The sequence below is a fragment of the Streptomyces sp. NPDC053426 genome, from assembly GCF_055585405.1.
On the sequence record NZ_JBVJKE010000004.1, the window covers coordinates 161479 to 176489 of the forward strand.

Genomic DNA, 15011 nt, shown 5'->3' on the forward strand with positions numbered 1-15011 from the left:
AGCCCGCGGTCACATGCTCCGCAGGCTCTGTACTGCAAGGGAAACCAAACTGCAACTTGCGGACGAGCCTAGCACGCAGGTCCCCGAATGCAATAGAGGTCAAGATCACTTCACCCGAATGTTTGAACACCCCGTCCGCCACAGGTGTCCGATCGAACGCCTGAGCGACCGGGGGGTGGAAGTCCGCCCGCCGGGGGCGAGGACTAGCCTCACGATGTGGACAATCCTCGCACCCGGCCGCGCGTCGGCCACATCCAGTTCCTGAACTGCCTGCCCCTGTACTGGGGGCTCGCGAGAACGGGCACGCTCCTCGACTTCGAGCTGACGAAGGACACCCCGGAAAAGCTCAGTGAGAAGCTGGTGCAGGGCGACCTCGACATCGGGCCCGTCACCCTCGTCGAGTTCCTCAAGCACGCGGACCGGCTCGTCGCCTTCCCCGACATCGCCGTCGGCTGCGACGGCGACGTGATGTCCTGCGTGATCGCCTCGCAGGTCCCGCTGGACCGGCTGGACGGAGCGCGGGTCGCCCTCGGGTCGACCTCCCGCACCTCCGTACGCCTCGCCCAGCTCCTCCTCGCCGAGCGGTACGGCGTACGGCCCGACTACTACACCTGCCCGCCCGACCTGAGCCTGATGATGCAGGAGGCCGAGGCGGCCGTCCTCATCGGGGACGCGGCCCTGCGCGCCAACATGCTCGACGGCCCCCGCTACGGGCTCGACGTGCACGACCTGGGCGCGCTGTGGAAGCAGTGGACGGGCCTGCCGTTCGTCTTCGCGGTGTGGGCGGTGCGCCGCGACTACCTGGAGCGCGAGCCGGTCATCACCCGCAAGGTGCACGAGGCCTTCCTCGCCTCCCGCAACCTCTCCCTGGAGGAGGTCGGCAAGGTCGCCGAGCAGGCGGCCCGCTGGGAGGCCTTCGACGAGGCGACCCTGGCGCAGTACTTCACCACCCTCGACTTCAGCTTCGGCCCCCCGCAGCTGGAGGCGGTCGCCGAGTTCGCCCGCAGGGTGGGACCGACGACGGGCTTCCCGGCCGACGTGAAGGTCGATCTGCTCCGGCCCTGAGGCCACGGGCGGCCCGCCCACTACCCTGCTGGAAGGTTCCGGCGTACGGGCGTGACGGGGGAGGGGTGGACGCCATGCGGCCGCTCGAAGCGGACGAGCCCACGGTCGTGGGCCCCTACCGGCTGCTCGGCCGGCTCGGCTCCGGCGGCATGGGCCGGGTCTATCTGGGCCGCAGCGCCGGGGGCCGCACGGTCGCGGTGAAGATCGTGCACCCCCACTTCGCGCTGGACGAGGAGTTCCGCGCCCGCTTCCGGCGCGAGGTCGACGCCGCCCGCCGGGTCGGCGGCGCCTGGACGGCCCCCGTCCTGGACGCCGACCCCGGCGCCCGGGTCCCCTGGGTCGCCACCGCCTACGCGGCCGGCCCGTCCCTCGCCGCGGCGGTCACCGACACCGGCCCGCTGCCCGCGCCCACCGTACGGGCGCTGGGCGCGGGGCTGGCCGAGGCGCTGACGGCCGTACACGCGCTGGGCCTGGTGCACAGGGACGTGAAGCCGTCGAACGTCCTCCTCACCCTCGACGGCCCCCTCCTGATCGACTTCGGCATCGCCCGCGCCACGGACGGCACGGCGTCCCTGACGTCGACGGGCGTGTCGATCGGCTCCCCCGGCTACATGTCCCCCGAGCAGATCCTCGGCAAGGGCGTGACGGGCGCGGCGGACGTCTTCTCCCTCGGCGCGGTACTGGCGTACGCGGCGACGGGCAGCCCCCCGTTCCCCGGCGACTCCTCGGCGGCCCTGCTGTACAAGGTCGTGCACGAGCCGCCCGAACTGGGCGAACTGGACGGCGAACTGCGCGAACTCGTCGAGGCGTGCCTCGACAAGACCCCGTCGGCCCGCCCGACCCCCACCGAGCTGGCCGGCTGCCTCGCCCCGGAGGGCGGCGCGGCCCGCCTGGTGACGGCCGGCTGGCTGCCGGGAGCCCTGGTGGAGCAGGTGAGCCGGGCCGCGGTACGACTCCTGAACCTGGAGGCGACGGGGGAGGGGCCGTCGGGGCCGGTGGGGTTCAGCAGGCCGTCGGTGGGGGAGGGGACGGCGGGCGACGGGGCCGGTGGGGTGCCGGCGGGTGGGGCTTTGCCGGCCGGAGGGTTCGGTGGGGCGTCGGCTGACGGGTTTTTGTCGGCCGGGGGCTCCGGTGGCCCGGCGGCGGGCGGGGCGGTGGTGGCCGCGGGCTCCGGCGATCCGAGTGCGGGTGGCCTCGCATCGGCCGGAAACCTTGGTGACGCGTCGGCGGGTGGGTCTCCGTCGGCCGGAAACCTTGGTGACGCGTCGGCGGGTGGGTCTCCGTCGGCCGGAGGCCCCGGTGGTGCGTCGGCGGGTGGGTCTCCGTCGGCCGGAGGACTCGGTGATCCGTCTGCGGGTGGCACCGCGTCGGCCGGCGCGGTGTCCGGGGCCTTCGGCCCGCCGCCCGTGATGCCGACGGCCACCGAGAGCAGCCGTGGCGCCACCGCCGTCCCCGAGCCACGGGACGCGCACCCGCACGAGACCCCGCACCCGCCGACCCAGCCCACGAACCACCGTCCCGGCAAGCTCTCCGTCTCCCTGGCGGCCACCTCCTCCGCCCGGCCCGGCGGCCGGGGCCGGCGCGTCAGCTGCACGGTCGCCCTCGCGGTGGCGGGCGCGCTGGCCGCGGTGACCGTCGGCTCCATGTCCGTACTCGACCTGCTGCCGGGCGGCTCCAAGGGCGGCGCCGCGCAGTCCGACAGCGGGGGCGAGTCCGGAGGACCGGCCTCCCCCACCGCCGTCCCCGCCGACTACCTGGGCACCTGGGAGGGACAGGCCAACTCCCGCGAGGGCATCGCCATTCCGCTCGGCACGTTCCGCGTCACCCTCGAACAGGCGAAGGTCGGCGAACGGGTGGGAACCCTCCGCCACACGGACATCTTCGGCGGCGTCTGCGACGACGTCCTCACCCTGAAGCAGGTCACGAAGAAGCAGCTCGTCACGGTCTCCGTCGGCGCGAAGTCCAACCGCGACGTCTGCAACCAGGCCGAGCACACGGTCCGCCTCACCCCGGTCGGCGACGACCTGGTCTACGAGTCGGACAGCAAGGAGTCGGGGTCGCCGAAGGCCCGGTTGTCGAAGATCGAGTGACCGTCTTCCGGCTCCTCCCGGTCGCTGTCCGTCCCCCGCCACTCACTAATGTGTCTGCGTCGGCGAACGACACCAGGCGCAGCACACGCCGCACGGGCATCACGACGGGGAAGGCCACCATGGAGACATTGCAGCCGGACGACCCGCGCGAGCTGGGCGGTTACCGCCTGCTGCGAAGACTCGGCGCCGGCGGCATGGGACGTGTGTACCTCGCGCGTTCGCCCGGTGGCCGTACCGTCGCCGTGAAGGTGGTGCGCCCGGATCTCGCGGCGGACGCCGGCTTCCGGGAGCGCTTCCGGCACGAGGTGGAGATCGCCAAGGCGGTGTCCGGCCGCTACACCGCGCCGGTCGTGGACGCCGACCCGGAGGCGGCACTGCCGTGGCTGGCGACGTCGTACGTGCTCGGCCCGGACCTCACGGACGTGGTCGCCGCGCACGGCGCGCTGCCGGAGCGCACGGTCCGTGCCCTGGCCGCCGGCCTCGCCGCGGCACTGCAGGAGGTGCACGCGGCCGGCCTGATCCACCGCGACCTCAAGCCGTCCAACGTCCTGCTGGCCGCCGACGGCCCGCGCGTCATCGACTTCGGCATCGCACGGGCGGTCGACGGAAGCCGTATGACACAGACCGGAGTCGTGGTCGGATCGCCCGGCTACATGTCCCCGGAGCAGGCCCAGGGCAAGGACATCGGCACGGCGGGCGACGTCTTCTCCCTGGGCGCCGTGCTCGCGTTCGCGGCGACCGGCCGGGGGGCCTTCGGCGACGGGTCCGCCTCGCACGCCGCGCTGCTCTACCAGATCGTGCACGGCGAGCCCGACCTCACCGGCGTACCGCGGTCGCTGCTGGGCCTGGTCCGCGCCTGCCTGATGAAGGACCCCGCCCAGCGTCCCGCACCGGCGCGGATCGTGACGTCCCTCGCCCCGCAGGGAGTCGAGCCCGTCCTGACCGACTGGCTGCCGTCGGCGGTGGCGTCGACGATCGCGACGCACGCGGCGGGGATTCTCGACCTGGAAGCCCCCGACCCGGCTCCGGCGGCCGGAGCGTCCTTCGGCCCGGCCCCGGCCATGACGGCGGGGACGGCCGTGACGGCTTCCCCGGCCCGGGCGTACGGCGGTCCGCCGACGCCGGGATACGGCAGCGCGCCGACGCCGGGTTACGGCAGCGCGCCGACGCCGGGTTACGGCAGCGCGCCGACGCCGGGATACGGCGCCCAGGCTCACGGAGGCGATCCGGGCCCACCCCTCCCCGGCACGGTGCGACTCGGCGGGCAGCCCGCCGTCCGGTCCCGTCGCCGCGTACTCGGCCTGGCGCTCGGCGCCGCGGCCGGTGTCGCCGTGGCCGGCGGCGGAACGGCCTGGTGGCTCACGCGGGACGAGGACGACACCCCCACGACGGACGCGGCGGGCCGGGGCGGCGCGGCCGAACCGGCCGGGGAGCGGTTCACCACGCCGCCCCCCGGCGTCGCGCCCCAGCCCCTGTGGCACAAGTCGGCGGCCGAGGACAGCACCAGTGCGCTCGTGCCGTTGCTCACCCACGAAGGCCTCCTGCTGATCAGTGGCGATCCGCTCGTGGCCTACGACGTGAAGACGGGCAGGGCCCGCTGGTCGAAGAAGGAGGCGTGCCGCCCGGGAGAGCCCCTTCTCTTCCACGGCGGCAAGGTGTTCCTGGCCGACGGCGGCTACGACGGAGTGCTCGTCGCCCGCGACGTGAAGACCGGCGAGGAGGTCTGGCGCAGCCGGCTGGGCAAGTCCCTGTCGGTCGATTCCGCCATCGCCGTCGACGACAAGAACGTCTACGTCACGGCCAAGGACTTCGGCGAGTCCAGGAACGCCACGGACCACCGCACCGCCGTGGCCGCCATCAGCCACAGCACCGGCAAGAAGACGTGGCTGCAGAGACGGGACTGGGGCACCAAGGACTACGACGTCCAGGGCAGCGTCTCCGGCAGGCACCTGGTGTACGCCGACTCCAACCGCAACCTCACGGTGCGGGACACCGCCACGGGCACGCAGCTGTGGACCAAGAAGATCGGTGAGGACTGGACCTGGCAGCCCACGGCCGCGAACGGCCTCGTCTTCCTGCCGGGCGACGAACTGACGGCCGTCGACGCCGACACGGGCGACACCCGCTGGACCCTGTCCCCCAACGGCCGCCGGGCCTTCCGCAACCCGACGGTGATCGACGGCGTGCTGTACGTCAGCGACTACGACGACGGCGTCTGGGCGGTGGACGTCAAGACCGGCAAGCGGACCTGGCTCTGCGAGGAGCTGGAGGTCGACGGTCCGGAGACGTTCCTGCGGGTCGGGTCCTCCCTCTACGGGGCGGGCGGCGCCCTGTCCGGCGGCCTCGTCGCGCTGGAGACCGGAACCGGCAGGCTCCGCTGGGTCTACGACGACAACAAGGACAACGGCGAACCGTGGCAGGTGACCGTCTCCGGCAACCGGCTGCTGGTCACCCACGGACCGGAGATCTACGCTCTGCCCGCCGTCTGACGCCCGGGCACCAGGACGCGATCTCCGGCCGCACGGGGGACCGGCCGCCACCGGTCTCCGCCAGACGAAGCAATGAACGTGGCCGCAGGGGCCGACGGGGAGGATGAACCACCATGCAGATGCTGGTCACGGTCGTACGGGAGGGCGGTCAGCCGCAGGACGTCGTCGTCACCACGGACGACACCGCCACGGCGGGCGACGTCGCGGAGGCACTGGCGGCCGCCCTCGGCGAGCCCGGCCGCCCGGCGGGTGCGTCCGGCAACGTGGTCCCCCTGTCCGGCACGCCGGGGGCCCTCCCGTACGGCCATGGTGCGGTGACCGCCGGAGCACCGTTCCTGTGGGCCGACGGCGAACGCTGCGATCCCTCCGCGCCGGCGACGGCCGTCCTCCAGGACGGCATGAGGGTCTCGGTCGACGACTCGGTGGGCCCGCTGCTGCGCAAGGGCGAGCCGGTCGGGCAGTACGAACTGAGGGTGGCCGGCGGCCCCGCTTCCGGACGCGTGGTCCGGCTGGGGATCGGAGCGGCCACGGTCGGTGCCGCGCCCACGTGTTCGCTGCCCCTGACGGACACGTCGCTGCCGGCGGTCGCCCTCAGGATCACCATCGACATGAAGGGTGACACCACGCTCGCCCCCGAGAGCGGCGCCGAAGTCCTGCTCGACGACGAAGCGGTGACGGCAGGTGCTCCGTGGCCGCTCGGCGGCGTCGTCCGGGTCGGTGACTCACTGCTCGTGCTCGACCGGGTGGCCGAGCCCGACGCCCACCTGTCCGCGATGAGCGAGGGCGGTCTCGCCTACAACCGCCCGCCTCGTCTGTCCCCGCTTCGGCCGCGGCGGCGGCTTGTGGTGCCCGTACCGCCCACCAAGGGGGACCGGGCCCGCTTCCAGTTCATCATGGCCTTCATGCCCATGCTGTTCGGCATCGGCATGTGGTTCCTCACCAAGCAGATCTACATGCTGCTCTTCTGTCTGATGAGCCCGCTGATGATGGCCGCCCAGTGGATCAGCGAGAACCGGGAGGGCAAGAAGCAGCACAAGACCTCCGTCAAGCAGTACAAGAAGGACCTCGCCGCTCACAAGGCGGAACTCGCCGCCCTCGGAAAGGAGGAACAGCGGGCCCGCCGCGTGGACAGCCCCGACCCGGCCGAAGTCCTGCTGTTCGCCACGGGACCGCGCCGCCGGCTGTGGGAACGCCGTCTCACCGACCCGGACGCCTTGCAGCTGAGGGTCGGCTCCGGCAGCCTTCCGTCCGACGTCGAACTCGTCCTGGGGCGCGGCGGCTCCCTGTACGACGAGGAGCGCCCCGAGCCCCCCGTCCTCCCGGACGTTCCCGTCACCCTCCCCTTCACCGAGCTCGGAGTGGTCGGCATCGCCGGAGACCGGGCCCGCGCGCTGGCCACCGCCCGCTGGCTCGGCGTCCAGGCGGCGGTGCTGCACAGCCCCCGGGACCTCTCCCTCGTGACGCTCGCGTCCACTCCCACCGCCGGCGCCGACTGGCACTGGGCGCACTGGCTGCCCCACACCAGCCCCGACCAGGGGCAGGACTGCGTCGCCCTGGTCGGCTTCGACTCCGAGGGAATCACCCGCCGCGTCAACGAGCTCCTCAACGAGCTCGCCCGGCGCAAGGCGTCCCGCGAGCAGAACAACATGACGGGCCAGCTGTACCCGGACCCCAACGTCCTGCTGATCCTCGACGGGGCCCGCCTGCTGCGCCGCGTACCCGGCGTGCCGCAACTGCTCGCCGAAGGGCCCCAGTACGGCATCCTCGCCCTGTGCGTCGACGAGGACGAGCGTCTGCTGCCGGAGGAGTGCAAGGCCGTCGTCGCCTGGTCCCCCGACGCCGCACACCACGTCCGGGTACGCGGCCACGGGCTGGAGGCCGCCGGGGACGTCCTGGCCGACCAGGTCACGCCGGAGTGGTGCGAGCTGCTCGCCCGCTCCCTCGCCCCCGTCCGGGACGTCAGCCGGGACGACGCGGGCAGTGCCCTGCCGACGTCGGCGAGGCTGCTGACCCTGCTGGGCATGCCGGACCCGACCGGGGTGGACGTCGAGCGGATCTGGCAGGCGGGCGGTTCCACCACGGCGGCCCCCGTCGGCATCGCCGCGGACGGACCCTTCGTCCTGGACATCCGGCGGGACGGACCGCACGCGCTGGTCGCGGGAACCACGGGTGCCGGTAAGTCGGAGCTCCTGCAGACCATCATCACCTCGCTGGCCGTCGCCAACCGCCCCGACGCCCTCAACTACGTACTCATCGACTACAAGGGCGGCAGCGCGTTCATGGACTGCGCCCGGCTGCCGCACACGGTCGGCATGGTCAGCGACCTCGACGCCCATCTGACCGAACGGGCCCTCGCCTCCCTCGCCGCCGAGCTGCACCGCCGGGAGAAGATCCTCTTCGACGCAGCCGCCAAGGACATCGAGGACTACAACGACACCCGCAAGCTCCGCCCCGAGCTGGAGCCGATGCCCCGACTGGTCCTGGTGATCGACGAGTTCGCCTCCCTGGTCGCCGAACTCCCCGACTTCATCGCGGGCCTGGTCGACATCGCCCGCCGGGGCCGCTCGCTCGGCGTGCACCTGGTCCTGGCCACCCAGCGTCCCGCCGGTGTCGTCAGCGCGGACATCCGCGCCAACACCAACCTGCGTATCGCGCTGCGGGTGACGGACGCCTCGGAGTCCATCGACGTCATCGAGGCCCCGGACTCGGGCGCCATCGCCAAGTCCACGCCGGGCCGCATGTACGTGCGCTCCGGTGCGCAGTCCCTGGTCGGGGTGCAGTCGGCCCGCATCGGTGGCCGCCGCCCCGCCACGGGTGGGACGGGCCCGAAGGCGACGCTGCTGCCGCTGCCCTGGAACATGTACGGCCGCCCGCTGCCCAAGCGGGCCGAGGCCGAGGACGACGGCACCATGGTCACCGACCTCGCCGTCCTCGTCGACGCGGTGCGGGACGGCGCCGTGCGCATGGGCTTCGGCGAACAGCGCAGCCCTTGGCTGCCGCCCTTGTCCGAGCAGGTCACCCTGGACGAACTCGCCGCGTACGGCGCGGAGCCCGCCGCAGACGGGGCGGCGGACGTGGCCCCGATCCCGTACGGCCTGATCGACCTGCCGGCCAAGCAGTCCCGTACGCCGCTGTCGCTGGACCTGGTGCACGGTGAGCACACCATGCTGCTCGGCGGTGCCCGCTCCGGCCGCTCGACGGCACTGCGGACGCTGGCCGGCTCGCTGGCGCGCACCACCTCCCCGCACGATGTGCACCTGTACGGCATCGACTGCGGCTCGAACGCGCTGCTGCCACTGATGCGGCTGCCGCACGTGGGTGCCGTGGTGACGCGTGACGAGCCGGACCGCGTCCGGCGCCTCATCGAGCGCCTGTTGGCGGAGATCGCCCGTCGGCAGCAACTGCTCGCCATGGAGGGGGCGTCCAGCGCCGCCGAACAGCGCGCGACGGCCGCCCCCGAGGACCGCCTCCCCTGGATGGTGCTCCTGCTGGACAGCTGGGAGGGCTTCGCCTCCACCTTCGAGAGCTACAACTACGGCCAGCTGCTCGAGGCGGCCCAGCGCATCTTCCGCGAGGGTTCCGCGGTGGGCCTCAAGGTCGTCATGACCGCCGACCGCAGCGGACTGAGCGGCCATGTCTCGTCCGCCTTCGCCGACCGCCTGGTGCTGCGCTTCGCCGACCCGAACGACTACTCCACGGCGGGGCTGCAGGCTCGCGAGGTCCCGAAGAACATGCCTCCGGGGCGGGCGTTGCGCATCACCGACACGGGCGTCGACGAGTCCCAGATCGGCCTGCTCGCGGACGACCCCGCCGGTCAGGCGCAGGTGCGGGCGTTGCGTGAGATCGCGGAGGAGTCGGCAGCCCGCCACGGCCGGATCCCGGCCGGCCGACGCCCCATGCGGGTGGACGCGCTGCCGTCCCGCATCACGGTGTCCGAGGCGCTCGCCCTCGACCCGGACTTCGCCCCGCCGTCCCCGCTCTGGGCGCTGATCGGCGTCGGCGGCGACGAACTCCAGCCGATCGGCATCGACCTGGAGGAGAACGGCCCGGGCTTCGTCATCGCGGGCCCGCCGAAGTCCGGCCGCTCCACACTCCTGGTGGCCGCCACGGAGACACTGCTGCGCTCCGGCACACCGGTGGTCCTGGTCGCCCCACGCCGCTCACCGCTGCGCGAGCTGGAAGGCCGGGACGGCGTCCTGGGCCTGCTGAACGCGGACAGCCGCGAGGACGACCTGGACGAACTGGTGGACAAGGCGTCCGGCGGCCCCTACGTCGTGGTCGTCGACGACGCGGAACTCCTCTACGACACCCGCCTCGACGAGGCCCTGGAAACCGTCGTCCGCAAGGGCGCCGACGGCGGCATCGGCCTCATCGCGGCCGGCTCCACCGACAGCCTCTCGGGTCAGTACCGCGGCTTCGCGGTAGAGGCCCGCAAGTCCCGCAACGGCTTGCTGCTGACACCCCAGAGCCCCTCGGAGGGCGAACTCTTCGGCATCCGCCTCCCGTCCAACAGCGGAGGCGGCCCGGCGGGCAGCGGGCTGTTCGTGGCAGGGGGGTCGTTCATGCCGGTTCAGGCGGTGATGAACGGGTGATGGTTCATACGATGTAGATGTGGGCCCCTGCCAGTGCGGCCGGGGCCCACAGCGCTTGCTCGGTGACGGTGGCTAACGCTTGGTGAGGCGGACGGTCGTGGAACCGGGATTCCGGGGATCACTTGAGCCGTGAAGGGGATGATCAGGCCAGGAGGTGCGCAGAATCCAGCGGCGGCGGACCACGACTGCGATGGTCAAACCGAAGGTGAACAGGGCCAAGGCGGAGGTGCCGTACGCCGGCAGGTTGAGAGGAGGGGCGATCACCCAACTGCGGGAAAGGACGCGGGATGGGTTTTCGGGGTCGTACGTGACCAGCAGCGCATCGTCGGCACGGAGATCGGGGAGCATTCCGGCGTACTCGGAGAGCTTGAACTCCTCCCCTGAATTCTCGCCTTGGACGTATTTCACTTTCACGTACTTGGGCTTGTGGTCCGATCCGGTTACCGTCGCCGCGACGGTAACTCCGTTGGCACGCAGGTCATGTACAAGGGAGCGCGCTGGAATCCAGAAGAAGAGCGCCATCCCGAGGCACAGCAGGAACATGCCGAGAGCGACGGCGATGAGCCGTCGCTGAGGAAGCTCCGGACGCGGCTTGTACGCGGCGACTCTGGCAGCGTACTGCTGTGCCGCGGCGACATGTTGCGGCAACTGGTACTGATCGTTGCGGCGTCTGGATCTCTTCTTTCTAGCCATCACTGCTCCGCCTCATGAGAACCACCCGCTCACCGTCTTCTTGACGCTGGACGCGGTGTCACCGATCGCTTCGCCCGCGTCCTTCACCGCGCCTGTGACCGCATTGACGGCTTTTCTTCCGGTCTCTTCCTTGAGCGCGTACGAGATTCCATAGCCGACGCCGAAACCCAGTACAACTCCGGCTGTGATGCCCCACCCGACGGGGCCTCCCGCCGCTGCCACCACTGCCATCGTTCCCCAGGTCATGCCTGTGCCTGCAGCCATCCCTCCGACATTGGCCGCGACGGCGACGTCCTTCTCCTCGCCGTGACCGATGTCCCATCCGATGGCGCCGAGAGTGAGAACCGTGCCTACCAGCGGCAGTTTGCCCCCCGTGTGGAGTGCACGTCCGAAGAGCGTCGCCGAGCTGGGCGCTCTGAGGCCGGGAACCTTGCCGATCAGCCAGCTACCACCGTCCGCGACGGAAGCCTCCAACAAGCGGGAGAAGGATCCCATACCGTACTTGGCGAGAATGCGTTCTGCCTCTCGAGCGGACTGCCTGGCGTTCCTGGCCGCTCGCCGGGTGTCCTTCTTGAACTTCCTTCGGTCTTCCGGCGACATGCTGTTGATGCGCTGCTGGTGCAGCCGACTCGCTTCGTCGGAGAACTTCTGCGACCGTTCCCAGAAGTGCGCGGCGTACTTTGCCTGCATGCCCACGACGGAGGCCAGCAGCCCGGCCGTGTCGGACCACGTGTCCGCGGGATCGCCGAGCTTCTTCACGGCGATCTGCGTGTGCTTCCACGCGATGGCCCACAGGTCGCTGTCGTCCCCCTGCATGAGCGCCCTGTTGAACACGGCGGTCGGCTCGTCCTCGCCGATGTCACCGTGGAACAGGGCGACTGCCTTGGCGAAGCCCGGAGCCGGGGTGTCGGCGTTGACCGCCGTGGTGAAGGCGGAGCCGAACACTTTGGCGTCGCTCTCCGCCGTCGGCGTCCTGGTGGCGGCGACGGTCACCGGCAGGACCTTCAACAACTCGGGATCGAGCGCGGCGTAGAACGCCGAAGTGAAGTCCGGGTCGCCCTTGTGCGCGGCCAACTCCTCCGCGATCCGGTGGAATTCCGCACCGGCCGTGCCGGATCCGAGGCCGGCGGCCTCATCGGTCTCCCCGGCGAGCCTCTTGCCCTTCTCCCTTGCCTCACCGATGGTCGGAACCGGCTCGCGCAACCGGACCACGGCCCCGCCCTCGTGTCCTCCGGGGTCTGTCTCCATCGCCGCTGCCAGAGCCTGCCTCCGGCGCAGCATGGGAAGCTCGTCGTCCACCCAGTCGGCGATCTTCCCGATCTCCGTCAGATGGGCCGTGTCCAGGCCGAACTTGTGGAACCTGGTGAGGTAAGAGGTTTTCGCGCCGTGCAGCGCCTTGCTGCCGGATTCCAGGTTCTTGATGGTCCTCAGCAGGTTGTTCGGATTGATTCCGGAGAAATTCGGGTCGACCATCGGAGAATCCCTATTCCGTGCCCGTGGCGAGTCGAGGATCGACCAGTACGCTCCGGGCCCCCGAACCCCTCAACGCCCCCTCGACTTCGCCGGAGGGGAGGACGACCCAGGGCTGGTGCTCTCCCATCGCCTCGACCAGCAGGGATACCGACGTGAACGCGAGTGCGACGAGTCGCTCCTGACCGTCGGCGCCGGTGACCGGTACGAGAGTCACCTCGACCGCGCCGTCGTCGGGAGGAGAACCGCTCATCGTGGGCAGGACGAGGTATTCGGAGGCCATTGGCTTAGATTATGAGGCGCTGAGGGCAGGGGCAATTCCGAGTGCGACATGAAAGCCTGAAGGTAATATTTAATGACGGGATCTGAATCCAGTGTTCCCAATCCCAGAAAGGCAGACCTGCAGAAGCTGCGCAGTGACCTGGCCAAGGAGGTGGAGAACCTCGAGCGAGCCCTCAAGGGGCCGGCCGAGGACATCGGGGGCGACAAGGTCTGGGTGGGAAGGAACGCCCGAGCCTGGCACCGCGAGTTGGAAGGGCGTCACCGGAAGCTGGGCGAACAGGTGGGCAGGTTGCTGCCGGTCATCGACGCGGCCATCCGGGACGAGCCCGAGAAGGTGTCGGCGACGGAGGCCCGCTCGTACGGCTCGAGCGCCTGAGACGCCGCCGGGGCGCCGGGACCAACCCCTGAAGGGTGTGGTCCCGGCGCCCCGAGCGGCTGTGCACTCCGCGTGACCCGCCTTGGGATCAGGTGGCGCGCTCGATGTTGTCGGCGCTGGTGTTCGCGGACTTGCTGGCCTCGTTCAGCGTGTCGACCCACTTCTCGAAGGTCGGCTTCACGTCGCGCCAGTCGTCCCGGAACCGGTCCGCCTTCGGGCCCTTCCAGTAGCCGGTGCTGTCAGCCGTGGCCGTCTGGAGGTCCTTGATCAGAAGCTGAAGGTCGTGGGCCTTCCGGGCGTAGAGCTTCGACAATTCCCGGAGCCGTGTGAGATCTGCACCGCGATCCATGGCGATCCTCCCCGTGTCATCAGGAACAAGCGGACTATCCGTTTGCAACAGTGGACGCTATCGCACCACGACCAGTTCCTGCCCGGCGCACAGGGGTTGGGGCCGTGCGGTGAGCAACGCGTGTTCGTCCGGGGCGGACCGACGGGCGGGGCCGGGCGGAGCGCTGGGGGGACGCGACCGTATCCTGACCGTCGAGACAGCGGGGGAGGCTGCTATGGCAAATCCTGACATACAGGAACTCAACCAGCGTGCCGGCCAGTTGCGTTCGCTGGCCGACCACATCGACTCACTGGTCGACACGGCCAAGAACCACAGCACGACCGGCATGAAGTCCTGGGCGGGCCCCAACGCGGACGACGTACGTGGCAAGCTCAAGACCTGGCAGACGAAGTGCGGCACGGTGGCCAAGGCCCTGCGTGACGAGGCACAGCAGTGCACGCAGGACGCCAAGGACCTCCAGGACAAGAAGAAGTAGGGGCAGGAGCGCCGGCCGGCCCGCTACGCACTCGTCCGTGTGAGCCGCACGGCCTGTTCGGTGATCTGCGATACCTCGAACAGCACCCCTGCGAACTCCACCGGATCGCCGACCCGCACGTCCTTGTACGCCGCGACCGGGACCGCCGCGCAGTTCGCGGCGATGCCGGCTGTGCCCGTGCCGGTGTCGAGGTACGAGACGGTGAGGGACAGGCCGGTCGGGAAGCGCTGGACGCCGCCGTTGCCGACGAGGGACAGTTTCTCGCCCTTGGGCGGGAAGCCGGCTGCCGCGGCGGCCAGGACGTCCTCGTTGGTGGTGAAGCACAGGGGCGCGTCCGCCGGCCCGCCCGCCGACTTCATGGACTCGGGTGCTGCGGCGAGCGCGGCCTTGTCCTCGGCCGTCTTCGGTTCGAGGACGAGGCGGTAGGAGCAGATCTGCCGGACCGTGTAGGCGTGGCCGGATACGGTGACGTCCGTCCCGGGTTCGACGGTCCACTCCTGTTGGCCGGACTCGTACCGCTCCCCCTCGCGCAGGGTCGCCGTACGGGTCGTGCCGTCGGCGTCGGCAGCGGCGTACTGCACGCCCCCGCCCCCCGGCAGCCGGAAGCCGCCGCCGCGCAGGACGTGCACCCCGTCCTGCGGCGCCTCGCCCACACACACCGGTCCCTTGTCCTCGGCGGCCGCCTGTGTGGGCGCGGGGGCCGTCGTGGGCTCCTCGCCGCCCCCGCCGGACGACGACCCGCAACCCGCCAGCGTGAGCACGGCCAGCGCGGAGCCTGCGATGCGGCGGTACCTACTCACCGGCCTGTGCACCGGCTTCCTCCTTTGTCTCCTCGGGGACGCGTTCCAGGACGACGCGGGTCCGGTACGCGACCTCCGTCACCCGCCAGGCGTCTCCGGTGATCTCCACCAGGCTTCCGGGAACCAGCTCGTCGTACTCGGCGATGAACTGCCCGTCGCGGTTGACCTGGATCCGGCCGTGCACCGACGGCTGGGCGAAGATCGTCGCCACGATCCGGTGCGTATGGCCCTCATGCTCCACGGCGTACGGAATGTGGTAGCGGAGCACCCAGCGGCCGTCGAACTCGAACGGGTACTTCACCTGCGGACGGTCGGTCGTCACTCCACTCA

Annotated in this window: 12 protein-coding genes; 6 read left to right on the forward strand and 6 right to left on the reverse strand. The window is 71.1% G+C overall.

Features of this window, described 5'->3' with window-relative positions; translation table 11 throughout:
- Window positions 1-216 precede the first annotated feature (216 nt).
- The 4 genes from ACZ62B_RS10180 (at window position 217) to ACZ62B_RS10195 (ending at window position 10236) form a co-directional block, all read left to right on the forward strand.
- Window positions 217-1065 (forward strand): menaquinone biosynthetic enzyme MqnA/MqnD family protein, encoded by an 849-nt coding sequence (locus tag ACZ62B_RS10180; protein WP_344561044.1) that lies wholly within the window; start codon window positions 217-219, stop codon window positions 1063-1065.
- Between the two features lie 74 nt (window positions 1066-1139).
- On the forward strand, window positions 1140-3155 hold the full coding sequence (locus ACZ62B_RS10185; protein WP_469689775.1) for a serine/threonine-protein kinase: 2016 nt from the start codon (window positions 1140-1142) through the stop codon (window positions 3153-3155).
- A gap of 119 nt (window positions 3156-3274) precedes the next feature.
- Complete coding sequence (locus tag ACZ62B_RS10190) at window positions 3275-5644, forward strand: protein kinase domain-containing protein (RefSeq protein WP_469689776.1); 2370 nt, start codon at window positions 3275-3277, stop codon at window positions 5642-5644.
- 113 nt (window positions 5645-5757) lie between these two features.
- Window positions 5758-10236 carry an FtsK/SpoIIIE domain-containing protein gene (locus tag ACZ62B_RS10195; protein WP_469689777.1) on the forward strand — a complete coding sequence of 1493 codons (4479 nt, stop codon included), beginning with the start codon at window positions 5758-5760 and terminating at the stop codon, window positions 10234-10236.
- Window positions 10237-10308: 72 nt separating this feature from the next.
- On the opposite strand, the gene ACZ62B_RS10200 is transcribed toward ACZ62B_RS10195, so the two are convergent.
- The 3 genes from ACZ62B_RS10200 to ACZ62B_RS10210 are packed head-to-tail and all read right to left on the reverse strand — an operon-like array spanning window position 10309 to window position 12682.
- Window positions 10309-10929, reverse strand: a complete 621-nt coding sequence (locus ACZ62B_RS10200; protein WP_469689779.1) for a DUF3592 domain-containing protein — start codon at window positions 10927-10929, stop codon at window positions 10309-10311.
- A 12-nt stretch (window positions 10930-10941) separates the two neighbouring features.
- The gene (locus ACZ62B_RS10205) at window positions 10942-12402 is read right to left on the reverse strand and encodes a hypothetical protein (RefSeq protein ID WP_469689780.1); all 1461 of its coding nucleotides are present in this window, start codon (window positions 12400-12402) and stop codon (window positions 10942-10944) included.
- A gap of 10 nt (window positions 12403-12412) precedes the next feature.
- Window positions 12413-12682, reverse strand: coding sequence for an SAV_915 family protein (locus ACZ62B_RS10210; protein ID WP_469689781.1), 270 nt, complete (start codon window positions 12680-12682; stop codon window positions 12413-12415).
- 72 nt (window positions 12683-12754) lie between these two features.
- Here ACZ62B_RS10210 and ACZ62B_RS10215 point away from each other — a divergent pair, with 72 nt between their 5' ends.
- Entirely contained in the window at window positions 12755-13057 is a 303-nt protein-coding gene (locus tag ACZ62B_RS10215) for a hypothetical protein (protein WP_469689783.1), read from the forward strand.
- Between the two features lie 88 nt (window positions 13058-13145).
- Here the strand turns inward: ACZ62B_RS10215 and ACZ62B_RS10220 are convergent, their stop codons facing one another.
- Window positions 13146-13406 (reverse strand): WXG100 family type VII secretion target, encoded by a 261-nt coding sequence (locus ACZ62B_RS10220; protein WP_451832324.1) that lies wholly within the window; start codon window positions 13404-13406, stop codon window positions 13146-13148.
- Window positions 13407-13620: 214 nt separating this feature from the next.
- Between ACZ62B_RS10220 and ACZ62B_RS10225 the strand changes: the two genes are divergently transcribed.
- On the forward strand, window positions 13621-13881 hold the full coding sequence (locus ACZ62B_RS10225) for a hypothetical protein (RefSeq protein ID WP_469689785.1): 261 nt from the start codon (window positions 13621-13623) through the stop codon (window positions 13879-13881).
- A 23-nt stretch (window positions 13882-13904) separates the two neighbouring features.
- Here ACZ62B_RS10225 and ACZ62B_RS10230 read toward each other — a convergent pair whose 3' ends face one another.
- A complete protein-coding gene (locus ACZ62B_RS10230; protein WP_469689787.1) occupies window positions 13905-14693 on the reverse strand; it encodes a hypothetical protein in 789 nt (262 codons plus the stop codon).
- Complete coding sequence (locus ACZ62B_RS10235; protein WP_469689789.1) at window positions 14674-15003, reverse strand: hypothetical protein; 330 nt, start codon at window positions 15001-15003, stop codon at window positions 14674-14676. Before ACZ62B_RS10235 ends, ACZ62B_RS10230 begins: the two co-directional genes overlap by 20 nt.
- Between the last annotated feature and the right edge of the window lie 8 nt (window positions 15004-15011).